Consider the following 26,520-nt stretch of genomic DNA (forward strand, 5'->3'; position numbering starts at 1 on the left):
CTGTGATGCCATTTCGCTTTATTTGACCAGTGTACGCCACTCGGGGTGGGCCGTTGTCTTGCCGGTCACCAGGTCAAAGTAAGCCTTTTGCAGTTTTTCAGTGATCGGGCCACGGCGGCCGATCCCGATTAGACGCCCGTCGACTTCACGAATCGGCGTGACTTCAGCGGCAGTGCCGGTGAAGAACGCTTCGTCGGCGATGTACACCTCGTCGCGGGTAATGCGTTTTTCAACAAATTTGTAACCCAGCTCGGTGGCCAGGGTCAGGATCGTGCTGCGGGTGATGCCGTTCAGGCAGGCCGTCACGTCCGGGGTATAAATGACGCCATCTTTGATCAGGAATACGTTCTCGCCCGAACCTTCGGCGACAAAACCTTCCGGGTCGAGCAACAGCGCTTCGTCGGCACCGCCCGAAATCGCTTCCTGCAAGGCCAGCATCGAGTTGATGTAGTGGCCGTTGGCCTTGGCACGGGTCATGGAGATGTTCACATGGTGGCGGGTGAAGGAGCTGGTACGCACCTTGATCCCGACTTCCAGCGCTTCGGCGCCCATATAGGCACCCCAGCTCCACGGCGCGATGATCACATGCACCTTCAAACCGGTGGCGCGCAAGCCCATTGCCTCAGAGCCGTAAAACACCATCGGGCGAATGTAGGCGCTGTCGAGGTTGTTTTCACGCACCGCCACGCGGGTCGCTTCATTGATTTCGTCTTTGCTGAACGGGATCTTCATGCCCATGATGTGGGCCGAATCGAACAGACGGTCAGTGTGCGCCTGCAAGCGGAAAATCGCTGCGCCCTGCGGGGTTTCGTAGGCGCGCACACCTTCAAATACACCCATGCCGTAATGCAGGGTATGGGTCAGCACGTGGGTGGTTGCGTCACGCCACGGCACCAGTTTGCCGTCATACCAGATCACACCATCACGATCAGCCATCGACATCATTACGCTCCTCAAAAGAATCCAGCACCTGCGCCTTGAGACGACAGGCAAATTGGACGAGCCTTATGGGCCCGCCGGATACGTTCTACAGCTTTAACTCTGTGTTCTGGCTGACCGGGTCAAGACCCAGCTCAGACCAAATGCGCCGCACGTGTTGACGTTCGACGACAAACTGATCACCCGTGACCACCCCCGCTTCCTTTTGCAAGGCTTGACGGTGAGCGACAGCACGGAAGGCTTTGTAAGCCTCACGCAACAGGCTGGCATCAGCGGCGGGCATCAACCCGGCCTGTTCCAGCCCTTCCAGAATGCGGATGTTATCGGTGTAACGGAGCAATTGCGGGTATTCCCACGCCCATGCAAGGGCCGCGTATTGCACCATAAATTCAATATCGACGATACCTCCGGCGTCCTGCTTGAGGTCGAACGGCACCGTGGGCTGGAAGGCGTTTTCGCCCAGCCCCGCCGCGGTGATGCGCGTGCCCAGGTTGTCGCGCATTTTGGCCCGCATCTCGCTGACCTCCAGGCGGAGCGTGGGCAAGTCACGCTCACGGCCCAACACCTTGGCGCGGACCTGCTCGAACGCAGCCCCCACTTGTTTGCAGCCTACAAGCACCCGCGCGCGCACCAGCGCCTGGTGCTCCCAGGTCCAGGCTTCGTTTTGCTGATAACGCTCAAAGGCACCGAGCGAGCTGACCAACAGCCCGGACGCGCCTGACGGACGCAAGCGCATGTCGACTTCATACAACTGACCGGAGTTGGTTTGCGCCGTGAGCAAGTGAATGATCCGTTGCCCCAAACGGGTGAAGAACTGCGCGCTGTCGATGGGTTTGGCGCCGTCCGTTTCGGCATTCGGGTCACCGTCGTGGATAAACACCAAATCCAGGTCCGAGCCGTGGCCCAGCTCGATGCCGCCGACTTTGCCGTAGCCCACAATAATGAAGCCCGGATCGCACAAGCTGCCGTCGGTGCGTTGCGGCGTGCCGTACTTGGCCACGGTCTGGCGCCAGGCCAGTGCCAGCACTTGCTCCAGAATGGCTTCAGCCAGCCAGGTCAGGTAATCGCTGACCTTCATTAATGGCAAGCTGCCAGCAATTTCCGAGGCCGCAACGCGCAAGCGGTGCGCCAGCTTGAAGTTGCGCAGCGCTTCCATCTGCTGCTCAAGGTCATCTTCGGGAATGCGCGTCAGGCGCTCGCGCAACTCGGCGGCCAGCTCCGGCGCCAAGGGTGGCTTGAACAGACGGCCTTCGTTGAGCAATTCATCGAGCAACAGCGGGAAACGGGTGATTTGTTCGGCAATCCACGGGCTTGCCGCACACAAGGTCAGCAAACGACGCAGCGCGTCCGGGTTTTCGGTCAGCAGCACCAGATACGCTGAACGGCGGGCCACGGCTTCTACCAGTGGCAATACCCGCTCCAGCACCAGGTCCGGATTGGCGTGCTCAACGGCCTGTGCCAGCAAGCGCGGAATGAAGGCATCCAGTCGCTCACGCCCCAAACGCTGCATCGCCCGCAGCTGCGGGCTGGAACGCAGCCCGGCCAGTTGTTTCAACGCTTTGGGCGCATCTGCAAAACCGGCTTCTTGCAATTGAACACAGGCGGCAGCGTCGTCCTGAACTTCTTCCCACAACGGCAGCCACTCGCCGCCCACGATCAACTCACCCTCGTCGATATCTTCTTCATCGTCCGGGTCAGCGATCACCTGACGGAAATGCCAGTCAATTCGCCCACGCCACGCCATCAATTGCTCATGGAACGTGGCCCAGCTATCGAAGCCCATCATGAAAGCGATACGCGCCTGATCCTGCTCGCTGTCGGGCAGCATCTGGGTCTGGCGGTCGGCAATCGCCTGAATCGCGTGCTCGGTGTAGCGCAAAAATTCATAGCCTTCACGCAGCTCACTGACCACCGCGCCCGGCAAGTAACCCTGACCTTCGAGGATGCTCAGCACGTTAAGCAGGGGACGCTGCTGCAAGCTCAGGTCGCGGCCGCCGTGGATCAGCTGGAACGCCTGAGCGATAAATTCGACCTCGCGGATGCCGCCCGCCCCCAACTTGATATTGTCGGCCATGCCTTTGCGCCGCACTTCTTGCTGAATCAATTGCTTCATGGTGCGCAGCGCTTCAATCGCCGAAAAGTCGAGGTAACGCCGATACACAAACGGGCGCAGCAGATTGAGCAACTGCGCGCCCATCACTTGATCGCCCGCCACCACACGGGCCTTGATCATCGCGTAGCGCTCCCAGTCCCGGCCCTGATCCTGGTAATACTGCTCCAGCGCATTGAAGCTCAGTACCAGCGCGCCCGATGAGCCGTAAGGGCGCAGGCGCATGTCGACCCGGAAGACGAAACCGTCGACGGTCATCGGGTCGAGTGCTTTGATCAGGCGTTGACCCAGGCGGATAAAGAACTCCTGGTTGTCCAGCGGGCGCTTGGCACCCACCGTTTCACCCCCTTCGGGGTAGGCGAAAATCAAGTCGATGTCTGACGACAAGTTCAGCTCGACGGCGCCGAGTTTGCCCATGCCCAGAATCACCATCGGCTGCGGCTCGCCACTGCGCTGCCCGATCGGCGTGCCAAATTGCTGGCAATGGCGCTCATACAACCAGCGATACGCCTGATCAATGCTCGCGTCGGCCATGTCCGACAGATCGCGACAGGTTTCGATCAAATCCGCCTGACGGGTCAGATCGCGCCAAATAATGCGCACTTGCTGACGCGTGCGTTGGCGGCGCAATACGCGCCCCAGCTCATCATCGGTGTGCGCCTGCTGCACTGCGGCGCCAATTTGCCCGCACAGCTCGCCGGGGGCAAAACTGCGGTCCAGTTCGCCAAAGCCCGCCAGCTCCAGCAGCATCAAAGGGTCACGTAACGCTTGTTCAATAAAGAAGTCACTGGCGGCGCTGACGCGATTGAAAGCCATCCACCGCTCGGCCGACCAATCCTCCAGCGCCCACTCACTGTCTAGCCCGGCCACCGCAGCGCGCCACGACTGTTCGGCACGGGTTACCAATGGCAATAAAAGGGGGGGGATTGGAGCAAGCGACGGAAGGCTCATGGTCTATCCTTGATCGGCGACAGTAATGCCGAGTACGGTGACAGGAAGAAACAGCGGTTTAATCCGACTGTCGAACAAAGGTTATTAATAGCTGAATTCTGTTTTTTATTGGCAGCAAACCTTCAAAAAGAAGGCAATAAATTAAATTTCGCACTAACAATATCGATTTTTCGCACAACTACACGGCTGACCATCAGCGCCTGACATGTAGTTTTACTACTGAGTGACCCACTTGAAAGGCTGAAATGGCCAACGATTTGTAGTAAAACTACACAACGCTGGAATCTACTTCCGGTCATCCAAGAATTTATGTCGTCTGCCCACAAGGCCAGTCGCAAACTCAGGCAACCGATTCTGGAAGCCTTTCCGCCCTGGAGCAAGCCATGCAAGACCTCGATCCCGTCGAAACCCAGGAATGGCTGGACGCCCTGGAATCGGTTCTCGACAAAGAAGGCGAAGACCGCGCTCACTACCTGATGACCCGTATGGGTGAGCTCGCAACCCGCACCGGTTCGCAACTGCCGTACGCCATCACCACGCCATACCGCAACACCATCCCTGTGACCCACGAAGCACGCATGCCTGGCGACCTGTTCATGGAACGCCGCATTCGCTCGTTGGTTCGCTGGAACGCCATGGCAATGGTAATGCGCACGAACTTGAAAGATTCTGACCTGGGCGGTCACATCTCCAGCTTCGCTTCCAGTGCAACCCTGTATGACATCGGCTTCAACTACTTCTTCCAGGCCCCGACCGAAGAACACGGCGGCGACCTGATCTACTTCCAGGGCCACACCTCCCCAGGCGTTTACGCCCGTGCGTTCATGGAAGGCCGCATCACCGAAGACCAGATGAACAACTTCCGCCAGGAAGTCGACGGTCAGGGCCTGTCGTCCTACCCGCACCCTTGGCTGATGCCTGATTTCTGGCAGTTCCCGACCGTGTCGATGGGTCTGGGCCCAATCCAGGCGATCTACCAGGCCCGCTTCATGAAGTACCTGGAAGCCCGTGGTTTCATCCCCGCCGGCAAGCAAAAAGTCTGGTGCTTCCTGGGCGACGGCGAATGTGACGAGCCTGAATCCCTGGGCGCGATCTCGCTGGCTGGCCGCGAAAACCTCGACAACCTGATCTTTGTCATCAACTGCAACTTGCAGCGCCTCGACGGCCCGGTTCGCGGTAACGGCAAAATCATCCAGGAACTCGAAGGCGTGTTCCGCGGTGCTCAGTGGAACGTGACCAAAGTCATTTGGGGCCGTTTCTGGGACCCGCTGCTGGCCAAAGACGTCGACGGCATCCTGCAACGCCGCATGGACGAAGTCATCGACGGCGAGTACCAGAACTACAAAGCCAAAGATGGCGCGTTCGTTCGCGAACACTTCTTCAACACGCCTGAACTCAAGGCGATGGTTGCTGATTTGTCCGACGACGAAATCTGGAAGCTCAACCGTGGCGGCCACGACCCGTACAAGGTCTACGCGGCGTACCACGAAGCGGTCAACCACAAAGACCAACCAACCGTGATCCTGGCCAAAACCATCAAGGGTTATGGCACCGGCGCCGGCGAAGCGAAAAACACCGCGCACAACACCAAGAAAGTCGACGTCGACAGCCTGAAGTTGTTCCGCGACCGTTTCGACATCCCGGTCAAAGACGAAGAAATCGAAAACCTGCCGTTCTTCAAGCCAGAAGAAGGCAGCGCTGAAGCCCGCTACCTGAGCGAGCGCCGTAGCGCACTGGGTGGCTTCGTGCCACAGCGCCGCGCCAAGAGCCTGAGCATTCCGACCCCGCCACTGGATACCCTCAAGGCCATCCTTGACGGTTCAGGCGAGCGCGAAATCTCCACCACCATGGCTTTCGTGCGCATTTTGGCGCAACTGGTCAAGGACAAAGACATCGGCCAGCGCATCGTGCCGATCATCCCGGACGAAGCCCGTACCTTCGGTATGGAAGGCATGTTCCGTCAGTTGGGCATCTACTCCTCCACCGGCCAGCTCTACGAGCCAGTCGACAAAGACCAGGTGATGTTCTACCGCGAAGACAAAAAAGGTCAGATCCTCGAAGAAGGCATCAACGAAGCAGGCGCCATGAGCTCCTTCATCGCTGCCGGTACTTCGTACTCCAGCCACAACCAGCCGATGCTGCCGTTCTACATCTTCTACTCGATGTTCGGTTTCCAGCGCATTGGTGACCTGGCCTGGGCCGCTGGCGACAGCCGCACCCGTGGTTTCCTGATCGGCGGCACCGCCGGGCGTACCACGCTCAACGGTGAAGGCCTGCAACACGAAGACGGTCACAGCCACATCCTGGCCTCCACCATCCCTAACTGCCGCACCTTCGATCCAACCTACGGCTATGAGCTGGCGGTGATCATCCAGGACGGCATGAAGAAGATGACCGAAGAGCAACAGGACGTCTTCTACTACATCACCGTGATGAACGAGTCTTACCAGCAGCCAGCCATGCCGGCCGGGGTTGAGGAAGGCATCGTCAAGGGCATGTACCTGCTCGAAGAAGACACCAAAGAAGCGGCACACCACGTACAGCTGATGGGCTCCGGCACCATCCTGCGTGAAGTGCGCGAAGCGGCAAAAATCCTGCGTGATGAATTCAACATCGGTGCCGACGTGTGGAGCGTTACCAGCTTCAACGAACTGCGTCGCGACGGCCTGGCCGTTGAGCGTGAAAACCGTCTGCATCCTGGCCAGAAGCCAAAGCTCAGCTACGTAGAAGAGTGCCTGAGCGGGCGTAAAGGTCCGGTCATTGCCTCCACCGACTACATGAAGCTGTTCGCCGAACAGATTCGTCAGTGGGTACCGGTCAAAGAATTCAAAGTGCTGGGCACTGACGGTTTCGGCCGCAGCGACAGCCGCAAAAAACTGCGTCACTTCTTTGAAGTAGACCGTCATTTCGTGGTGTTGGCAGCCCTTGAAGCACTGGCTGACCGTGGTGATATCGAACCTAAGGTAGTGGCAGAAGCCATCGTCAAGTTCGGCATCAACCCAGAAAAACGCAACCCACTGGACTGCTGAGGAGAATTTTTGTGAGCGAACTCATTCGAGTACCTGACATCGGCAGCGGTGACGGTGAAGTCATCGAACTGTTTGTAAAAGTCGGCGACCGTATCGAAGCCGACCAGAGCATTCTGACGCTGGAATCAGACAAGGCGAGCATGGAAATCCCTGCTCCCAAAGCGGGCATCGTCAAAAGCTTGAAAGTAAAGCTGGGCGACCGCCTGAAAGAAGGCGACGAACTGCTGGAACTGGAAGCCGAGGGCGCCGCTGCGGCGCCTGAAGCTGACGCTCCTGCGGCACCGGCAGCGGCTGAAAAGCCTGCGGCCGCGCCCGTAGCCCAGGCCCCTGCGGCCCCGGCCGCTGCACCTGCAAGCTCGACGGTTCAGGACATTCACGTCCCGGACATCGGCTCGTCGGGCAAAGCCAAAATCATCGAGATTCTGGTCAAGGCTGGCGACACCGTTGAGGCTGATCAGTCGTTGATCACCCTCGAATCCGACAAGGCCAGCATGGAAATTCCATCGCCAGCCGCCGGTGTGGTCGAAAGCATTTCGGTCAAGCTCGATGACGAAGTTGGCACTGGCGACTTCATCCTCAAGCTCAAAGTACAAGGCGCTGCGGCCCCGGCTGCACCTGCGCCAGCCGCTGCTGCTGAACAAGCTCCGGCCGCTCAAGCACCGGCTGCGGCCCCTGCGCCAGCCGCCAAAGCCGAGGCAGCCCCTGCCCCGGCAACCGCGCCTGTGCCAAAAGGCGCCAAAGTTCACGCTGGCCCTGCCGTGCGTCAACTGGCCCGCGAGTTCGGCGTCGAGCTGAATGCGGTCAGCCCAAGTGGCCCGCACGGTCGTGTGCTGAAAGAAGACGTGCAGGTTTACGTCAAAGCCATGATGCAAAAGGCCAAAGAAGCCCCGGCCGCCGGTGCAACCGGTGGAGCTGGCATTCCGCCGATTCCGGCTGTCGATTTCAGCCGTTTCGGTGAAGTCGAAGAAGTGGCCATGACCCGCCTGATGCAAATCGGCGCGTCGAGCCTGCATCGCAGCTGGTTGAACATCCCGCACGTGACGCAGTTCGATCAGGCTGACATCACTGAGCTGGAAGCTTTCCGCGTTGCACAAAAAGCGGTCGCAGAAAAAGCCGGTGTGAAACTGACCGTGTTGCCGCTGCTGCTCAAGTCCTGCGCGCACCTGCTCAAAGAAATGCCCGACTTCAACAGCTCGCTGGCGCCAAGCGGCAAAGCCATCATCCGCAAGAAGTACGTCAACATCGGCTTCGCCGTAGACACCCCGGATGGCCTGCTGGTCCCTGTGATCAAGAACGTTGATCAGAAGAGCCTGCTGCAACTGGCGGCGGAAGCGGCGGCACTGGCTGCCAAGGCCCGTGACAAGAAGCTCACCGCTGACGACATGCAAGGCGCCTGCTTCACCATTTCCAGCCTGGGCCACATTGGCGGCACCGGCTTCACGCCGATCGTCAACGCGCCGGAAGTGGCGATCCTTGGGGTTTCCAAGGCAACTATCCAGCCAGTCTGGGACGGCAAAGCCTTCCAGCCGAAACTGATGCTGCCGCTGTCGCTGTCCTACGATCACCGCGTGATCAATGGCGCTGCGGCTGCACGCTTCACCCAGCGTCTGAGCCAGTTGCTGGGCGACATCCGCACCATCCTGCTGTAAGCCAGACCCTGGCCTTCTTCACAGAAGGCCGGGGCCGCGCACTCTTTTTCGAGCGCCACGCTCGTACCTCAACCCCGCCCATGTGGCGGGGCTTTTTTTATCGCCGCGACCCTCCACCGAGTCGATCCCGGTGCACATGCTCGAATCCGTGATCCCCACTCCCGCACCGTCATAAAACTGAAACGTACGACGGTCGGTATGCAGGAAAGTCTCCGCCTGCCGATAACGCTATATAGCACTTAGCCTGCATGCTCACTTGTCAGCGCCGTGAGCATGATGCAACCTTGCCCAAACCGCAGGAACAGGCGCCAGCCCGTGCGTAAACAGCATTTGTGAAGCGAGTTTCCCAATGAAAAGCCAACCCGATGCTGCCCCGCGCGCGGCAGCCGAGGTCGTGACGCAGCTCCCCGTGCCTTCCAGGCTCGGTATGCTGCGTTTCGAGCGGCTTAATGAAGCCAGTTGGGCCTTGCTCTATCTGGACCCTAATTGCGAACGTCAGTTTGGCCTCGCTGCGGTAGACCTGTGTTCGCTGGTCGGCTCACCCTTTGCCAGCCTGATGGAGCCTGAAGCGCGCTATCGCCTGCACGATGCGATACAAACCCAGCTTGGAGCCAGCCCGCATTACGTGGTGCATTACACCCTGCATACCTCTCGGGGCGCCTTGAGCCTGATGGAGTTGGGCGAAGCGTACAAACAGCACAATCGGCATTTGCTGCGCGGTTACCTGCTCGTGCTTGAATCCACCCTCAACAGCACCCCGCCGGTGCCGCTCGCCGACCTCGAAACCCAGAATTCTCGCCTGCAAATCGCGCTGGAACTTAATCAGCGTGCCCAACAAGAGCAGTTGCAGCATTTGGAGCGGGTGCGGGCGCAGCAGGACTTGATCCTGCGTCTGGCGCGCCACCGTTATAGTCAAAACAACTCGCTGCAAGAAGCCGCCGAGCTGATTACCCACAGCGCCTGCGATATCTATCAGATCGACGCAGCCAGCCTGTGGAACCTTGAGGGCAACCGGCTGCTGCCTATTTCCGCCTACGAGCGTGAAAGCCAAGCGCACGTGGCCAACGAGGTTTTTGACGCCAGTGGCTTCCCTGATTATCTCGAAGCCCTGCACACCAGCCGCTCAATCGACGCGCACAACGCCACCCGCGACCCGCGCACCCGCGAATTGGCAGCCAGCCTCAGTCGCGGCGACGTAAGCGCGATGCTCGATGCGAGCATCCGCATTGATGGCCAGGTGGTCGGCGTACTGTGCCTGGAACAAATCGGCAGTACCCGCGTGTGGCAGTCCGATGAGATTGCTTTTGCCGGCGAGTTGGCGGACCAGTTTGCGCAGGTTATCAACAACCACAACCGCCGCGCTGCCACCAATGCCTTGCACCTGTTCCAGCGCGCGGTGGAGCAAAGCGCCAACGCCTTTTTGCTGGTCAACTGCGAGGGCCTGGTGGAGTACGTGAACCCCAGTTTTACCGCCATCACCCAGTACAGCACTGAAGAAGTGCAGGGCCACAAACTCTCAGAGTTGCCCGCGCTGGAGAACCTCAGCGAACTGCTGTTCGATGCCCAATCGAGCTTAAGCAAAAGCAACAGCTGGCAAGGCGAATTCAAGAGCCGGCGTAAAAATCTGGAACCGTACTGGGGCCAGTTGTCGATTTCCAAGGTCTACGGCGATAACCGCGAACTGACGCATTACATCGGCATTTACGAAGACATCACCGACGCGAAACTGGCGCAACAGCGCATCGAGCGACTGGCCTACACCGACAACCTGACCAATCTGGGCAACCGCCCGGCCTTCATCCGCAACCTCGATGAACGCTTCAATCGCAACAGCGAACAGCCCATCTGCCTGCTGCTAGTGGACATTGATAATTTCAAGCGCATCAACGACAGCCTCGGCCACCAGACGGGCGACAAACTGCTGATCAGCCTGGCACGCCGCCTGCGTAACAGCCTCAGCCCTGGCGGCAGCCTGGCGCGCTTTGCCAGCAACGAATTCGCCGTGCTGCTGGACGACACGGACCTGGAGACAGGCCAGCAAATTGCCAGCCAATTGCTGATGACCCTCGACAAGCCGATGTTCGTCGACAACCAGTTGATCAGCGTCACCGGCTCGGTTGGCGTGGCGAGCGCGCCGATTCACGGTCGTGACCCGCAGACCTTGATGCGTAACGCGGGGCTGGCGCTGCACAAAGCCAAAGCCAACGGCAAACATCAGGTGCAAGTGTTCACCGAAGCGCTGAACGCCGAAGCCAGCTACAAGCTGTTCGTCGAAAACAACCTGCGCCGCGCCCTGACCCAAAACGAACTTGATGTGTTCTACCAACCCAAACTCTGCCTGCGTTCGGGCCGGTTATTGGGGATGGAAGCGTTACTGCGCTGGAACCACCCGGAACGCGGCATGATCCGCCCCGATCAGTTCATCAGCGTCGCGGAAGAAACCGGGCTGATCATCCCTATCGGCAAATGGATTGCGCGCCAGGCATGCCGCATGAGCAAGCAATTGAGCGCCGAAGGCTTGGGCAATCTGCAAGTGGCGATCAACCTGTCGCCCAAACAGTTTTCTGACCCGGACCTGGTCGCCTCGATTGCCAGCATCCTCAAGGAAGAACAGCTACCGGCCTCTTTGCTGGAGCTGGAGCTGACCGAAGGCTTGCTGCTGGAAGCGACAGAAGACACCCATTTGCAGCTCGATCAGTTGAAAAAACTGGGCCTGACGCTGGCGATGGACGACTTTGGTACGGGCTACTCATCGCTCAGTTACCTGAAGAAATTCCCGATCGACATCATTAAAATCGACCGCAGCTTTATCAACGAAATCCCGGACAACCAGGACGACATGGAGATCACCTCTGCCGTGATCGCGATGGCGCACAACCTCAAGCTCAAAGTGGTGGCCGAAGGCATCGAAACCGCCGAGCAACTGGCCTTCCTGCGCCGTCATCGCTGCGACGTAGGCCAGGGATATCTGTTTGACCGGCCGATCCCCGGTAGCGAACTGGTAGAAAAACTTAAACGCTACCCGCGCGGCCCTCTGGCCTGACATCGTTGCAACACTCGGGCACACTGGCGGTCTACATTTTTACAATCTGACTGAGAGGGCTTGAAACATGGTCTTGCGCTCGGAAATCCTGGTGAATAAAAACGTGCTACCTACTCCTGAACAAGCCCTGCCGGGGCGCGAAACACCCATGGTGTTGCCTGAATACCATTTTGTTCATAAAAACATCCCATTGCTGGGACCTTTTATTGGCAATGTCGGCTTTGCGATTTTTGGCCTGGGTTGCTTCTGGGGCGCAGAGCGCAAGTTCTGGCAGAAAGAGGGTGTTGTCAGTACGGTTGTGGGCTATGCCGGAGGCCATACGCCGAATCCGACCTACGAAGAAGTGTGCTCCGGCCTGACGGGTCACAGCGAAGTGGTGCTGGTGGTCTATGAGCAGGACAAGGTCAGCTACCAAGAGCTGCTGAAGATGTTCTGGGAACTGCACGATCCGACACAAGGCATGGGCCAGGGCAACGACATCGGCACTCAATACCGCTCCGTGATCTACTGCACGACCCCTGAACAGCTCGACGAAGCATTGGCCAGTAAAAACGTATTCCAGGCCGAACTGACCAAGGCTGGCAAAGGCACTATCACCACCGAAATCCTTCAAGCGCCGACCGTCTATTTTGCCGAGGCTTACCACCAGCAATACCTGGCGAAAAACCCGAACGGCTACTGCGGCATTGGCGGCACAGGCGTGACCTGCCCGATTTGAGGCAAGCAAAACGTGTAGATACCGTCTTGACCCTCATCGCGCAAGCGCAATGCCGGGGTCAAACGCTCTGCCCGATCGCAGCCTCGTACCTCGACAGCGACTACAAAAGCCCGCGACTACCGGTTACACACCTGTAGTCGCTGACGAGTCGTGCGAGGCTGCGTCCGGCGGCGCAGCCGTCGTAAAACCATTCAACGCGGTGCCTCAGACACACCTCAGCGCCCGATCGCAGCCTCGTACCTCGACAGCGACTACAAAGGCCCGCGACTACCGGTTACACACCTGTAGTCGCTGACGAGTCGTGCGAGGCTGCGTCCGGCGGCGCAGCCGTCGTAAACCATTCACGCGCTGTCTCAGACACACCGCAGCGCCCGATCGCAGCCTCGACCTCGACAGCGACGACTACAAAAATGCAGGCTTACTCTGCGATCAACCATTCCATCTGCCAGCCGCCCTGGGTTTGACCCAGTTTCTTGGCCAACCACGGCAACAATTCACGCAGCTCTTCTTCCAGGCCCCACGGCGGGTTGGCAATGGCCAAACCCGAACCATTCAGGCTGTTCGGAGTATCCAACGGATGCACAAACAGCTCAACTTGCAGCAGTTTGGGCGCACCCGAACCCGCCAGATCCTGATAAAAGCGGCGCAACTGACGTTTGTCCTTAATCGGATACCAAATCGCAACAACGGTCTGGCGCATACGACTGATGGCGTCTTTCAACGACTCCGTGCAACGCTTCATCTCGTCGAGCTTTTCAAACGGCGGATCGATCAGCATCAGCCCGCGCTTTTCTGCCACCGGCAGCAGCGCACGCGGCACATGCCAGCCTTCACCCAGATGCACCGCTACCCGGCGATCACCCTTCATGTTGTCTTTGAGTAACACGCCGTCTTCCGGGTGTTTTTCGTTCAGCAACACGCGGTCTTGCGAACGGGTCAGGCGCCGCGCCAATTCAGGTGAACCGGGGTAGTAACGTAGCGTTCCATCCGGATTCATCTTGTGCAGCACTTGCATGTAATCCGCTGTTACTGCGGGCAAGTCTTTCTGGTCCCACAAACGGGCGATACCTTCCAGGTACTCACCAGTACGGTTGGCCTGGTCACCCTGAAGGTCGTACAGACCGATGCCCGCGTGGGTATCAAGGTAAGCAAAAGGCTGTTCTTTACGCGACATCAAGGCGATGAGGCGGGTCAACACAATATGTTTGAGAACGTCGGCATGGTTGCCGGCGTGGAAGGCGTGACGATAGTTCATGGTTGCTCCTGCGCAGGGGGCGAAGTTTACCCTGTGCAGCGAGTAACGTCAGGGGTTAAGCCGCTCGCCACGCCAAACGGTGTTATCCATCAAACCGCTTGCGGCATCAGCGTCAGATTTTGCACCTTTCGGTCTTCGTTCCAGTCAAAGAAGAAGCTTCTCTCGGCATCAGCCACAACGACCTGGTTGTCCAGGACTTCTGAGCGGATGACATACCCGGCGATGCTTGGGTCATTTACCGCCCCCCCGGCATAAAGCCCATACACAAAAGGCGATGCGATCTCACTGTACATTCTTGTTTCAGCCAGCGTCTTGCGACACCCCATGAGGTCATGTGCAAACAGCGTAACTGTCCATACGTAATGACGCTGAATAGAAAAAGGCAGTTCGTGGCTGGACACGTAACCGGTAACTGCTCTGTTGGGCATCTCAACGCTCCTTGATGAGGTACTCAACGCTGAGCACTCACACAAGATTAGTCGGTGCGTTTGAACAAAAACAGCCTCCAGACCATTCGATGCACAAATGCCGAAATTTCATACAGTTCATGCAAAAAAAAGCCCGCTCATTTACAGAGACGGGCCTTTTTTAACCACATTTACCGTGTGAGCCGAGGCTCAAATCACTCAGCGGTTTTGCTGGAAGTCTTTCTCGGCAGCGCTGAAACGCTCAACCATGTTCTTGCTTGGGCCTTTGCCCATCAAGCTAACCACCAGAATGGCGATGCTGGCGAAGATGAAGCCCGGAATGATCTCGTACAGACCAAACAGCGAGAAGTGTTTCCACACGATCACGGTAATGGCACCCACCAAAATACCGGCCAATGCGCCATTACGGGTCATGCCCTTCCACAGTACCGAGATCAGTACCACTGGGCCGAACGCAGCCCCGAAGCCTGCCCATGCATAGCTCACCAGGCCCAGAACGCGGTTATCCGGGTTGGCGGCCAGTACGATGGCGATCAAGGCAACCACCAGCACCATGGCGCGACCGACCCACACCAGCTCAACCTGGGAGGCGTTTTTACGCAAGAAAGCCTTGTAGAAGTCTTCAGTCAGGGCGCTGGAGCACACCAGCAACTGGCAGCTCAAGGTGCTCATTACCGCAGCCAGAATGGCCGACAACAACACACCGGCAATCCACGGATTGAACAGCAGCTTGGCCAGTTCAATGAACACGCGCTCAGGGTTTTCGGTCACAGGACCGGCCACCTCAGGATGTGCCGAGAAGTACGCGATACCGAAGAAGCCCACAGCCACGGTACCGGCCAGGCACAGGATCATCCAGGCCATGGAGATACGACGCGCCTTGGCGATCGATTTCACCGAGTCTGCGGCCATGAAACGCGCCAGAATGTGCGGCTGACCGAAGTAACCCAGGCCCCAGCCCATCAGCGAAATAATGCCGATGAAGGAGGTGCCTTTAAGCATGTCGAAGTTGCTTGGGTCTTTGGCTTCAATGGCCAGGAACGTGGTGTCCACACCGCCCGTGGCCAACAGCACGATGATCGGCGTGAGGATCAACGCGAAAATCATCAGGGTCGCCTGAACGGTGTCGGTCCAGCTCACGGCCAGGAAACCACCGATAAAGGTGTAGGCGATGGTTGCCGCGGCACCTGCCCACAATGCGGTTTCGTACGGCATGCCGAAGGTGCTTTCGAACAGACGGGCACCGGCGACGATGCCGGAAGCGCAGTAGATGGTGAAGAACACCAAAATCACGATGGCCGAGATGATCCGCAGCAGACCGCTTTTGTCTTCAAAACGGCTGGAGAAGTAATCCGGCAGGGTCAGCGCATCGCCGTTGTGCTCGGTCTGCACCCGCAGGCGACCTGCCACAAACAGCCAGTTCAGGTAAGCACCGGTTACCAGGCCAATGGCAATCCAGCTTTCCGACAGACCGGAAACATAAATGGCGCCCGGCAAGCCCATCAACAACCAGCCGCTCATGTCGGAGGCGCCAGCGGACAGTGCAGTCACAACGCTGCCCAGGCTACGGCCACCCAGAATGTAGTCGGAAAGGTTATTGGTGGAGCGATAGGCCATGAGGCCAATCAGCACCATTGCCACGATATAGATCACGAACGTGATCAGGGTTGGGTTACTAACACTCATTGAATTAAGCCCTGGCATTGTTTTTATGTTTAGCAGCGGTCTGGTCGGACGCTCACAAACGTCCTGTTTGAGACGAATAACATAGCCGCGCAATTATGACTGACGTTTCCCCAGGAAAATCATCAGCCGATGAACCCAACAGTGAAGAGGTTGCACCTTAGCGGCGAATGCTATGCAACAAAGCAAATCGGGTGCAACCAGTTTTTGTCTGACAAGTTGCACCTTGTCGCCTTTTCGTCTCAATTCGGTTTTTTTGCTCCTTTTCGGAGCAAGAACCACGCAAAGCCAATCAAAAAGCACCAAGTCTGTGCAAAAAATTGCACTCCATTCAAAATCCTGACGAAGCGTCGAACAATCCGCAAAAAAACGGGTTGCACAAGGTTGCACCTCTGGGTGCGCGCAGCTAATCTTGCCGCCAGCTGCTGCCGCGCAACTGCGGCACCCATGAGGATAAAAATATGGCTACCACCACCCTTGGGGTCAAACTTGATGACCCGACCCGCGAGCGCCTCAAGGCCGCCGCGACCTCGATTGATCGTACGCCGCACTGGCTGATCAAGCAGGCAATCTTTAATTACCTGGAAAAACTCGAGGGTGGTGCAACCCTGACCGAGTTGAGCGGTATCCCTGGCGCGGCCAGCGATGACGCCGACGAGGTGCAAACCGATCACGCGCATCAGTGCTTCCTGGAGTTTGCAGAAAGCATCCTGCCCCAGTCGGTGCTGCGCGCCGCGATCACTTCCGCTTACCGTCGCCCGGAACCCGAAGTGGTGCCGATGCTGATCGAGCAAGCGCGTCTGCCTGCCCCGATGGCCGAAGCCACGCAAACACTGGCCGCCTCGATTGCTGAAAAACTGCGCAATCAGAAGAGCGCCGGTGGCCGTGCAGGCATCGTCCAGGGCCTGCTGCAAGAATTCTCTCTGTCATCCCAGGAAGGCGTGGCATTGATGTGCCTGGCCGAAGCGCTGCTGCGCATCCCGGACAAGGGCACCCGTGACGCGCTGATTCGCGACAAAATCAGCACCGGCAACTGGCACCCGCACTTGGGCAACAGCCCGTCTCTGTTCGTCAACGCAGCGACTTGGGGTCTGTTGCTGACAGGCAAGTTGGTGTCGACCCACAACGAAGCAGGCCTGACCTCCTCCCTGAGCCGCATCATCGGCAAAAGCGGCGAGCCGATGATCCGCAAGGGCGTCGACATGGCCATGCGCCTGATGGGCGAGCAGTTTGTGACCGGCGAAACCATCGCCGAAGCCCTGGCCAACGCCACGCGCTTTGAAGCCAAGGGCTTCCGTTACTCCTACGACATGCTCGGCGAAGCCGCACTCACCGAGCTCGACGCGCAAAAATACCTCGCGTCCTACGAGCAAGCGATCCATTCGATCGGCAAAGCCTCTAACGGCCGTGGCATCTACGAAGGCCCGGGGATTTCGATCAAATTGTCGGCCCTGCACCCGCGTTACAGCCGCGCCCAGTACGAGCGCGTGATGGACGAGCTGTACCCGCGCCTGCTGTCGCTGACCTTGCTGGCCAAGCAATATGACATCGGCCTGAACATCGACGCCGAAGAAGCTGACCGCCTTGAGCTGTCGCTCGACCTGCTGGAACGCCTGTGCTTCGAGCCACAACTGGCTGGCTGGAACGGCATCGGTTTCGTGATTCAGGCTTACCAGAAGCGCTGCCCGTACGTGATCGACTACGTGATCGACCTGGCACGCCGCAGCCGTCACCGCCTGATGATCCGTCTGGTAAAAGGCGCGTATTGGGACAGCGAAATCAAGCGCGCTCAAGTCGAAGGCCTGGAAGGCTATCCGGTCTACACCCGCAAGGTGTACACCGACGTTTCCTACCTTGCCTGTGCGAAAAAACTGCTGGCCGTGCCTGAGGCTATCTATCCGCAATTCGCGACGCACAACGCCCAAACGCTGTCGGCGATTTACCATATCGCTGGTCAGAACTACTACCCTGGCCAGTACGAGTTCCAATGCCTGCACGGCATGGGTGAACCGCTGTACGAGCAAGTCGTCGGCAAACTTTCCGAAGGCAAGCTCAATCGTCCGTGCCGTGTGTACGCACCGGTCGGCACCCACGAAACACTGCTGGCCTATCTGGTGCGTCGCTTGCTGGAAAACGGCGCCAACACCTCGTTCGTTAACCGCATCGCCGACCACACCATTTCGATTCAAGAGCTGGTAGCCGACCCGATCTCGCAGATCGAGCACATGGCGGCGCAAGAAGGCGGCTTCGGCTTGCCTCACCCGCGCATCCCTTTGCCGCGCGACCTGTATGGCAGCGAACGCGCCAACTCCAGCGGCATCGACATGGCCAACGAACACCGCCTGGCGTCGCTGTCCTGCGCCCTGCTGGCCAGCGCACACAACGACTGGAAAGCTGCGCCGATGCTCGGTTGCGCCTCCAGCACCGAAACGCCTGCACCGGTGCTCAACCCGTCCGATCTGCGCGACGTGGTCGGCCATGTGCAGGAAGCTACCGTTGAGGACGCCGACAACGCGATCCAGTGCGCATTGAATGTCGCACCGATCTGGCAAGCCACCCCGCCTGCCGAGCGCGCCGCCATTCTGGAGCGTGCCGCAGACTTGATGGAAGCCGAGATCCAGCCACTCATGGGCCTGTTGGCACGCGAGGCGGGCAAGACCTTCGCCAACGCCATCGCCGAAGTCCGTGAAGCCGTCGACTTCTTGCGTTACTACGCCGTACAAGCGCGCAACGACCTGACCAACGACGCGCACCGCCCATTGGGCCCCGTGGTCTGCATCAGCCCGTGGAACTTTCCGCTGGCGATTTTCAGCGGTCAAGTTGCTGCCGCCCTGGCCGCCGGGAACCCGGTGCTGGCCAAGCCGGCCGAGCAAACGCCGCTGGTCGCCGCACAAGCAGTGCGTATCCTGCTGGAAGCCGGTATCCCCGAAGGCGTGCTGCAATTGCTGCCGGGTCGTGGCGAAACCGTCGGTGCGCGTCTGGTCGGCGACGATCGCGTCAAAGGCGTGATGTTCACCGGTTCCACCGAAGTCGCCCGCTTGCTGCAACGCAACATTGCCGGCCGTCTGGATGCACAGGGCCGTCCGATCCCGCTGATCGCCGAAACCGGCGGTCAAAACGCCATGATCGTCGATTCCTCGGCATTGACCGAACAAGTGGTCATCGACGTGGTGTCCTCGGCCTTCGACAGCGCTGGCCAACGTTGCTCGGCACTGCGCGTGCTGTGCTTGCAGGAAGATTCGGCTGATCGCGTCATCGAAATGCTCAAAGGTGCAATGGCTGAATCGCGCATGGGTAATCCTGAGCGCTTGAGCGTGGACATTGGCCCGGTGATCGACGCCGAAGCCAAAGCGGGCATCGAGAAACACATCCAGGGCATGCGTGACAAAGGCCGCAACGTGTTCCAGATGGCGATTGCCGACATCGAAGAATGCAAGCGCGGCACCTTCGTCATGCCGACCCTGATCGAGCTGGAAAGCTTCGACGAGCTGGAACGCGAAATCTTCGGCCCAGTGCTGCACGTGGTGCGCTACAAGCGCAAAGACATTGACCAATTGATCGCTCAGATCAATGCGTCGGGTTACGGCCTGACGCTGGGCGTGCACACCCGCATCGACGAAACCATTGCCAAAGTGGTCAACAGCGTCAATGCCGGTAACGTCTACGTAAACCGCAACATCGTTGGCGCAGTGGTCGGCGTCCAGCCGTTTGGTGGCGAAGGCTTGTCAGGCACCGGCCCTAAAGCCGGCGGCCCTTTGTACCTGTTCCGCTTGCTGTCGACCCGTCCGGGCAATGCCATCGAGCAGTCGTTCGCCAAGGTCGATGCCATCAGCGCACCCGACACCCAAGCCCGCGAAGCCTTGAGCAAACCGCTCAAAGCACTGCAAGCCTGGGCCGACAACAACCAGCAGGCCGCCTTGGCCGAGTTGTGCAGCGAATTCGCCGCCCATTCGCAAAGCGGTATCACTCGCTTGCTCAATGGTCCGACGGGCGAGCGCAACAGCTACGCCATCCTGCCGCGCGAACACGTGCTGTGCCTGGCCGAAGTGGAAAGCGACTTGCTGACTCAACTGGCAGCGGTATTGGCCGTAGGCAGCTCTGCGGTCATGCCGGAAAGCGAACTGGCCAAAGCCCTGCTCGCCCGCCTGCCAAAAGAGGTGCAGGCACGCATCAAACTGGTGGCTGACTGGACCAAAGACGACGTGATCTTTGACGCTGTCCTGCATCACGGCGACTGCGATCAATTGCGTGACGTGTGCCAGCAAGTGGCCAAGCGCGCAGGCGCGATCGTCGGCGTGCAAGGCTTGTCTCAGGGCGAAACCAACATCGCGCTGGAACGTCTGGTGATTGAACGCGCATTGAGCGTCAACACCGCAGCCGCAGGGGGTAATGCGAGCTTGATGACCATCGGTTGATGGATTAACCGAACGCTGAAAATAAAAACCGGGCACCTGTGAGGGTGTCCGGTTTTTTAATGTCCGAGCAACGGCTAACGTACCTGGCAGACCTTGGCTATCAGTAGGGCACATAGACCAATAGCATCATCATCAAGATGAAAACCATCCACACAACAGCACCGCATACTGCCCAAACACGGTTGGCAACGTTCAGTGTCCGGTTTTTTTTGCCCTGTGGGTCGTTGTGCAAATAATTGACGGCGCGTTGCGCTCCGATCAACAACCACCCGCACGCCACAAACAACCCCCAATTCAGAAGGATAAATATCCAGAAGGACGGTTCATCTCCCTCAATCATCATGCTGATAATGGGTAATGCCCAAGCGATGCCTAACAGAGCGGCCCGCCGTGTCGGGAACCATAGGTAAGTGCGACCTGACACATCCAGTGCCTGCTGAATCCTGCTGAACAGCGAAAAAACATAGACCCCGTTAAAAAGAGCGCGAAAGACCGGCAAAGCCTGTGTCCCGGTAGAGCGTTGATAACATTTCCAATGTTGGTAGAACCATGCGAACAAATACAAACCCATCGTGACGCCATACATGAATGACAGTTTTTTAATCGAGACCACATAAAACTCGGCGGGCTTTACACCTGCGAGTGAAGTGTCCTGAGTCATGAGTGCGTTCCAACCAAAAGAAAGCTACGACCCTGATCCATTCCTCAGATTTAAAAAACCACCCGGCTCTGATCTTCATGCAGGACAAATCTGATTTATTGTCCGAGTTCATTGTCTGGAGATGCCTTATCCTGCGAAAACTTAATATTGTAAAACTCCAACAAACTTAAGCCTTGGCTAAAAGCCTCCCTGACTTCGGCACTTTGTTGCAGCAGCTCGGGGCTGGGTTGGGCGTGTTGTTCGGCAGGTATCGGTTTGGACCATTCGACAATTGAGTCAGGGAACGCCGCTTTGGGCTGATTGCTGACCCATTGGGCGAGTCGGCAGGGCAAAGTCCAGCCGCTGCAAAACTGAATCGTCAAAAAGCCAAAGGCATACACCGGCCAAGCGTGCATTTCGCGGTAGACCTCGCGACACATATGAAAGTAGGCCACGGTGCCTTCCTGAAACTCTTCATCCGTCAACAACGTGACTGGCACCGCTTCCGGCCCCTCTTCCATGTACACCCTCAGGGCCTCCCATTCACTGACTGCCAGACTCAAGTGCCCGGTTGGAATGGTCAGCCACGCCACCGCCCCACTGCTGCTGTCGCGCAGACCGATCATCAGTGAAGCGCTGGGCATGACGGCGTATTCAGTCACCACCGAGCCTACCGTGACGCAGGCAATCACTTCCTCCCAAGGCACGATTAACGGCGGCTGGCCTTTTTTAGGGACATACGCCACTTCGCGGCGTTGGCGGTTGAAACGGACGGGGGGATCATTTATGACTTCCAGAATGGTTTTGGTCAGGGGGATACCTGCCATCAGTATCAGAAGAATAATAAACCCCCACAGATAGTAATTAGGGAGAATTAAATTAATTAAGACTTCATAAAACGGACTCCCGTACTTTATACATGCATGCACCCCCAACCCTAACCCTATCAAGAAAAACGTAATCACCATATTCATCACTGTCCCTACAGAGCACCTTATCGCAAACTCTAATCCACCACCTCCAGGGCCAAAATCCAGAAACACATCGTTAATTTCCCTGTGCATGCGTTGACCACTAAAAGGTACTACGCCTGTCGGTAAAGGATTGGGCGCCAGATATAAAGCTTCCGTTCCTTTATTTTTCTCAAAATCACCGGCATGAGGCAGTCGATCGTATTTTTCATCACGCATTAAAGTCACTCACATTCAATTCACACCACTCAGCCTCACCCATATAAGCAACACCCTCAACTCCCTCGACAGGGGCATTGATAACTCCAATATCCAAAGGAATACGATAACTTAGGTAGTGCTCATTCGACTTCAGATAGTTTTCTGCAAGATCCGGTTTAACTGCAAACCTGACATTCAATATGGACTGAGTACCACACCATTCATAAGGCAAATTAAGCTGTATACCTAGAGGACTGTCCCCTACCAGTACAAAATTGCTCCTTACTATTGCCCCAACATCCCTATATTGGGAGGTACTGTCACGCCGCCACTGAGCTGTAAAAATTATGGGGGAACGCTCCAAGCTTTGCAGACTCGTACCCGGGAGACTAAGGTAAAAAGAACGAACTTTGCCCCATTCGTCCAACGACTGGGTAATTCCTTGATCTAAAAAAACTGGACGTTGGGTAGCTTCAGACAAGTGCTGCGCGTGGTTAAGCCAGTTCCACCCCTGACTGTCATTCCCCCAGCAACATTGCAATAACCAGCGCTGATGATCATTGCGTTTGTGGTAGTTATAAATGGCTTCTCCTACAAACCCCAAAGCCATAAAAGCCAGGTTCCAGGGAGTGAGGCCTGCTACATATCCAAAAAAACGCCCCCCTCCCATCGCCCATGCTTTGCTGGTCGCCTGAACTCCTTTGCCGAAAGACTTGATCAATATCCGGATTTCAACAAGCGCTTTAAGTTGTATCGCTCCGGCTACTACAGTGCTACCGGTATCACCTACCAGTGCTATAAATGCGCCTGCTTTTTCTCCCGCACTTCCGGTACGAATAGCATTCACCCACTTATTAAAATTATTGAGTGATATACCTAACGCCCCAAAGAAAGCCAAGGGTGCAATAAGTCCACCAAGACCCAGCCCTAACTTTCCGATTTTTACTGCAAACAGCATCCCATTTTCACTATTACTTGAGACCTGTACTGCTCTGAACGCCTTATCTACAAAGCTGATATGTATATTTTGATAAACCGACAGCGCTGCCGCTAATGTGCCTGTTATGGCTCCACTAATGATGAATAAGTCTTTGATAGTGCCCTCGTTTTTTTGAATTTCCCATACTTTCAAAGCCTCCCCCAACGAATACGCCTGCCACAGCATCAGCCCCAGCGGGAGCCAGCCACTTTTGAACACAGTAGCCCCGGCGTTTCCTTCGCCGTATCCGCCTTTGATGCCCGAGCGCAGGCGGTTGATTTCTTCGTTCAGGTACGCCTGCTGTTGAGGGTTCAAGTTGAGTTGCAAGCCGATAAATCCAGCAGGCTGGGTACTGGTGATGGTCAGGCTGTTTTGAATGGTTTTGACCAGCGCCACCCGCTGTTCGCGAGCATCTAGCAGCAGGCGGTGGTAATGCTCGGCCTGCTGCCGCGCTGTCTGACGCTGAATGTCAGTGGAATGGCGGTATTGACTGTTTTTGTTTGCGACAGAACGGTTGTACTTGTAGGTGTCTTCGTTTTTTAGCAGCACTTGCAGGTTGGTAAGGCGCAGGTTGAATTGCTGGACGTCTTGCGCGCTGGCAATCCGCAAGGTGGCTCCTTCGTGTTGCAAGGCCATCAGACCTGCCAATCGGTGGGCACGATTGGTGGTGCTGTCAAAGGCGTCGAGGTGTGCTTTGAGGGCGGGGCCATTAACGCTTGCCTGAAGCGTGACCAACCAGCGTTCCAGCCGCAGCGCCGCCGCCGGGGCGTAGGCCGCCTGCACCAATTGGCTCGACTGCCTGGCCTGCGGGTCGAGGTCAAGGGTGTTGGCCCAGTGCTGGCCCATCAGGGTGTTCAGTTGCTGCACGCGCACGTGTGATTGGGCAATGCTGTCTTGTGCGGTGCGTGCCTGATCGAGCCACTTGACCAGATCGGCCGCCTTGCTGCTCAGAAAGGTCCAGTCAAGGCGACTGCCAAACGCCGGCAAAATGTAATACGGGTGCGTATGCAGGTACTCTCCTACAGCTTCCAGACTCTCATCGGTTCGGCACAGATCGCGCACGCAGTTGTGTTCCGCCACCAGTGCCGCGTGCAGTTGTTCATCCACTTTGGGGTCGAAGTACCACAGGCTGCGGTGCAGATCGCCACGAATGAGCAACTGGGTGCGATCTTCGGTGATGCGGTCCAGACGCGCGGTCCAACGCTTGATGTGTACCCGTTCGGCTTCCAGGTAGGCGGTCATTTCCCGGTGGCGCACCAGATCATGAATGCCCCGCGCACCCAGCCCCCGGCCTTGTAAGGTCGCATCGCTATGGTCTTGCAGGGTCTCGATATCGTCTTGCAGTTCGTCATGCAGCGCTTCACCGAGGGCGTCGTGCATAGCCTGTTTTTTGTCATTCAGGCTCTGGCGCACACCACGCGTCTGTGCGTCCAGGCCGTGGCCGGGATAGGTGGCTTTTTCAGGACTGAGTCCCCGATAGGTATTGCGCGCGTTCAAGTAGGCATAGATGGCTTCGCGCTGCGCCGGGCTGGTTTTCTCGAACAGGCGCTTATCTACGCCGGTGCTGACAGCGTTGCCATCACTGAGCACCATCAGGGTTTCGATGTAACTGCCCACCAGGTATTTGAGTTCTTGGCGCTCTTTGGCCACCCAGGTGTCAATCCAGCTCACCACAAGGTCTTGTTCCTGGGCCAGATCGCGCATCACGCCCAAGGTGTCGTTGAACAGCAGATACAAATGATCATGCTCGTAGGCCGCGAGCATCTGACCTTTGACGGCGCCGATGTGCCGCTTTTGAAAATGCGGCTGATCTTCCCAGGCGTAATCTTCAGACTCTTGCGGGTCTTGCCCCTCGACAGTCACGTCAGTGCCGGGTTGTTCTGCGACTTCTGCCAACCACTGTTGCGCCTGGGCTTCAGTCAGCAAGTGCTGCCCACCGATGGCGCAATGGGCCGTGCTCAAGTCGACGTGTTGCATGAAGTGATCACGCTCGTTGCGACTGTCGATCATTCGCGAGCACTTGTGGGCCGTCCATTGCAGTTCGCTGTAGGCCATGTGCAAGGTGGTCGAGCGCTCGAACAGCAGCGCATGTTGGGCAAACACGCCGTCGCGCTGATCCTGGCTGGCCTCGCTGCCTTGCCACACAATTTGTGTCACCTGCCCCTCAAGCACCCGGTATTCGTGCAAATAGCCACTGGTGTTGTCGATGACATACAGCCAACCGTCACGCAGCTGGCGAATACCCAACGGCCGCGAAACCAGTCGATACGGCATCGTCAGCGCGCTGGCCGGGTCGAGCCGCTCGACCCGGCCATACCGTAAGGGCAACAACTGCACACGCGGCTTGCGCAGCGGACACACACCCAGAGCCGTTTTCGCGTCGCTGCGGCTCAGGTCAATGTGATTGGGATTCGGGCGCCGGGCACTCATACGTTGAATTCCTCACGGTATGGACTGCGGGCAAGCGCCAGTGCGGCGGCCTGTTCGATGCGCTGGGTGGGCGTCAAGGCGCACGGTTGGGTGAGCAACTGCGCGATGTCGGGGTGGCGCTCGAGCACGTCATCACCCAGCAAAATGCGCACGTTGGCGTACAGGCACATCTCGTGTTCACTGTTGAACCCCAATGCATAGGCGCTTGCGGCCACGTTTCGAATCCATGCCCAGCGCGCGAGGGCATCCTGCCCGCCGAACACCTCGGGGAAGGCTGTATGCAGACGCTCATGCAGGCTTATCCAGACGGCTCGCAGGCGTACTTCATCAAGCAAGGCCACCTGACGCTCACACAAACCATAAGACTGGGCAGCCAATGACCGGGGTTGAGCACCCCGGCGTACGTGGTGGTGCCATGCGTTGCTGATGGCATCCGGCAGCACCACCTGCTCCATCGGCCCAAAAAAATCAGCGCTTGCGGTATCTTCAGCGTGCTTGAGCAAAGCGTGCATCACGGCGGGATCAGCCACCCGCAACCAGACTTTTTGCCCGTGCGGGTACTGCGCATCCAGCAGCGTACGCAAATGAGTGATGACCTCGAACGCGCTGGCATGACTAAAAATCAAATAGCCCCACTCCTCGGCACTGTGCGCCAAGTAGTGGCTCAACCCCGGTGTACTTGGCCCCTTCAAGGTAATCAGGCACGGGGACACCGGGTTGCAGGACACCAGCGGCGTATTGGCATACAACAGCTGGAAGTCCGGCGCTGCGAACCAGTCGAGCAGGCGAACCCGCAGGTTTTTCACGCTGATGCCATCCAGCAGCAGGTAAGCATTGCCCTCCCAGGGCAAATCAGGGGGCAACGTATCAGGCGTCAACATGGATGCCACCGACTTGCGTATTCGCCTTCAAGGCTTCGCACTGCGCACAGGCCGGCGCCTTGAGCTGTAAGGCTTGCAGCTGTGCCGAAGGGTCCAGCTCAATACTGTGCAGGACCTGAACCACGCCCGGTGATAACGGCATGGCAGGCGTACCGGGCATCGCCACCCCACCCACTTGAATCGGCGTACTGCTAAAGA

The 26,520-nt window shown here is 57.7% G+C and carries 15 protein-coding genes and 1 pseudogene; 5 read left to right on the plus strand and 11 right to left on the minus strand.

Annotated features, from left to right (window positions below; genetic code table 11):
- Positions 1-18: 18 nt before the first annotated feature.
- Both AP059_RS16770 and glnE read right to left on the minus strand, forming a co-directional pair.
- Positions 19-942 carry a branched-chain amino acid transaminase gene (locus AP059_RS16770; RefSeq protein WP_048364501.1) on the minus strand — a complete coding sequence of 308 codons (924 nt, stop codon included), beginning with the start codon at positions 940-942 and terminating at the stop codon, positions 19-21.
- A gap of 85 nt (positions 943-1,027) precedes the next feature.
- Positions 1,028-4,000, minus strand: a complete 2,973-nt coding sequence (gene glnE / locus AP059_RS16775; RefSeq protein WP_059763615.1) for a bifunctional [glutamate--ammonia ligase]-adenylyl-L-tyrosine phosphorylase/[glutamate--ammonia-ligase] adenylyltransferase — start codon at positions 3,998-4,000, stop codon at positions 1,028-1,030.
- A gap of 383 nt (positions 4,001-4,383) precedes the next feature.
- Between glnE and aceE the strand changes: the two genes are divergently transcribed.
- The 4 genes from aceE to msrA all read left to right on the plus strand — a co-directional run bounded on the left by aceE (position 4,384) and on the right by msrA (position 12,439).
- Positions 4,384-7,029, plus strand: a complete 2,646-nt coding sequence (gene aceE / locus AP059_RS16780) for a pyruvate dehydrogenase (acetyl-transferring), homodimeric type (protein ID WP_059763617.1) — start codon at positions 4,384-4,386, stop codon at positions 7,027-7,029.
- 11 nt (positions 7,030-7,040) lie between these two features.
- Positions 7,041-8,678, plus strand: coding sequence for a dihydrolipoyllysine-residue acetyltransferase (gene aceF / locus AP059_RS16785; protein WP_059763619.1), 1,638 nt, complete (start codon positions 7,041-7,043; stop codon positions 8,676-8,678).
- Between the two features lie 349 nt (positions 8,679-9,027).
- Positions 9,028-11,721: a putative bifunctional diguanylate cyclase/phosphodiesterase gene (locus AP059_RS16790; protein WP_059763622.1), complete on the plus strand. Its 2,694-nt coding sequence runs from the start codon at positions 9,028-9,030 to the stop codon at positions 11,719-11,721.
- A gap of 67 nt (positions 11,722-11,788) precedes the next feature.
- Entirely contained in the window at positions 11,789-12,439 is a 651-nt protein-coding gene (gene msrA, locus AP059_RS16795) for a peptide-methionine (S)-S-oxide reductase MsrA (protein WP_059763623.1), read from the plus strand.
- A gap of 418 nt (positions 12,440-12,857) precedes the next feature.
- Here the strand turns inward: msrA and AP059_RS16800 are convergent, their stop codons facing one another.
- From AP059_RS16800 to putP, 3 genes are all read right to left on the minus strand, one after another.
- A complete protein-coding gene (locus AP059_RS16800) occupies positions 12,858-13,694 on the minus strand; it encodes a 23S rRNA (adenine(2030)-N(6))-methyltransferase RlmJ (RefSeq protein ID WP_059763626.1) in 837 nt (278 codons plus the stop codon).
- An 89-nt stretch (positions 13,695-13,783) separates the two neighbouring features.
- A complete protein-coding gene (locus AP059_RS16805) occupies positions 13,784-14,122 on the minus strand; it encodes a hypothetical protein (RefSeq protein WP_048364508.1) in 339 nt (112 codons plus the stop codon).
- 198 nt (positions 14,123-14,320) lie between these two features.
- Complete coding sequence (putP, locus tag AP059_RS16810; protein WP_048364509.1) at positions 14,321-15,808, minus strand: sodium/proline symporter PutP; 1,488 nt, start codon at positions 15,806-15,808, stop codon at positions 14,321-14,323.
- A 458-nt stretch (positions 15,809-16,266) separates the two neighbouring features.
- Between putP and putA the strand changes: the two genes are divergently transcribed.
- Positions 16,267-20,220 carry a trifunctional transcriptional regulator/proline dehydrogenase/L-glutamate gamma-semialdehyde dehydrogenase gene (putA, locus tag AP059_RS16815; RefSeq protein ID WP_059763628.1) on the plus strand — a complete coding sequence of 1,318 codons (3,954 nt, stop codon included), beginning with the start codon at positions 16,267-16,269 and terminating at the stop codon, positions 20,218-20,220.
- Between the two features lie 100 nt (positions 20,221-20,320).
- On the opposite strand, the gene AP059_RS16820 is transcribed toward putA, so the two are convergent.
- The 6 genes and pseudogenes from AP059_RS16820 to AP059_RS22515 all read right to left on the minus strand — a co-directional run.
- Positions 20,321-20,881: a hypothetical protein gene (locus AP059_RS16820; protein WP_059763630.1), complete on the minus strand. Its 561-nt coding sequence runs from the start codon at positions 20,879-20,881 to the stop codon at positions 20,321-20,323.
- Positions 20,882-20,976: 95 nt separating this feature from the next.
- On the minus strand, positions 20,977-22,050 hold the full coding sequence (locus AP059_RS22805; RefSeq protein ID WP_256209928.1) for a DUF6708 domain-containing protein: 1,074 nt from the start codon (positions 22,048-22,050) through the stop codon (positions 20,977-20,979).
- Positions 22,043-24,748 (minus strand): hypothetical protein, encoded by a 2,706-nt coding sequence (locus AP059_RS22275; RefSeq protein ID WP_165599945.1) that lies wholly within the window; start codon positions 24,746-24,748, stop codon positions 22,043-22,045. Before AP059_RS22275 ends, AP059_RS22805 begins: the two co-directional genes overlap by 8 nt.
- Before the next feature lie 276 nt (positions 24,749-25,024).
- Positions 25,025-25,441 (minus strand): annotated as a pseudogene (locus tag AP059_RS23090) (toxin VasX); the annotation flags it as partial.
- Positions 25,438-26,322: a DUF4123 domain-containing protein gene (locus tag AP059_RS16835; RefSeq protein ID WP_059763635.1), complete on the minus strand. Its 885-nt coding sequence runs from the start codon at positions 26,320-26,322 to the stop codon at positions 25,438-25,440. The gene AP059_RS16835 and the pseudogene AP059_RS23090, both read right to left, overlap by 4 nt.
- On the minus strand, positions 26,309-26,520 hold a 212-nt coding region (locus tag AP059_RS22515; RefSeq protein ID WP_165599946.1), incomplete at its 5' end, for a hypothetical protein. The genes AP059_RS22515 and AP059_RS16835, both read right to left, overlap by 14 nt.

The organism is Pseudomonas sp. TAA207, from assembly GCF_001529285.1.
Lineage (GTDB): Bacteria > Pseudomonadota > Gammaproteobacteria > Pseudomonadales > Pseudomonadaceae > Aquipseudomonas > Aquipseudomonas weihenstephanensis.

Bases quoted from the DNA above. Each gene is read 5' to 3' on its own strand.
- AP059_RS16770 (WP_048364501.1), bottom strand. From the start codon at position 942: ATGTCGATGGCTGATCGTGATGGTGTGATCTGGTATGACGGCAAACTG.
- glnE (WP_059763615.1), bottom strand. From the start codon at position 4,000: ATGAGCCTTCCGTCGCTTGCTCCAATCCCCCCCCTTTTATTGCCATTG.
- aceE (WP_059763617.1), top strand. From the start codon at position 4,384: ATGCAAGACCTCGATCCCGTCGAAACCCAGGAATGGCTGGACGCCCTG.
- AP059_RS16790 (WP_059763622.1), top strand. From the start codon at position 9,028: ATGAAAAGCCAACCCGATGCTGCCCCGCGCGCGGCAGCCGAGGTCGTG.
- msrA (WP_059763623.1), top strand. From the start codon at position 11,789: ATGGTCTTGCGCTCGGAAATCCTGGTGAATAAAAACGTGCTACCTACT.
- AP059_RS16800 (WP_059763626.1), bottom strand. From the start codon at position 13,694: ATGAACTATCGTCACGCCTTCCACGCCGGCAACCATGCCGACGTTCTC.
- AP059_RS16805 (WP_048364508.1), bottom strand. From the start codon at position 14,122: ATGCCCAACAGAGCAGTTACCGGTTACGTGTCCAGCCACGAACTGCCT.
- putP (WP_048364509.1), bottom strand. From the start codon at position 15,808: ATGAGTGTTAGTAACCCAACCCTGATCACGTTCGTGATCTATATCGTG.
- putA (WP_059763628.1), top strand. From the start codon at position 16,267: ATGGCTACCACCACCCTTGGGGTCAAACTTGATGACCCGACCCGCGAG.
- AP059_RS16820 (WP_059763630.1), bottom strand. From the start codon at position 20,881: ATGACTCAGGACACTTCACTCGCAGGTGTAAAGCCCGCCGAGTTTTAT.
- AP059_RS22805 (WP_256209928.1), bottom strand. From the start codon at position 22,050: ATGCGTGATGAAAAATACGATCGACTGCCTCATGCCGGTGATTTTGAG.
- AP059_RS16835 (WP_059763635.1), bottom strand. From the start codon at position 26,322: ATGTTGACGCCTGATACGTTGCCCCCTGATTTGCCCTGGGAGGGCAAT.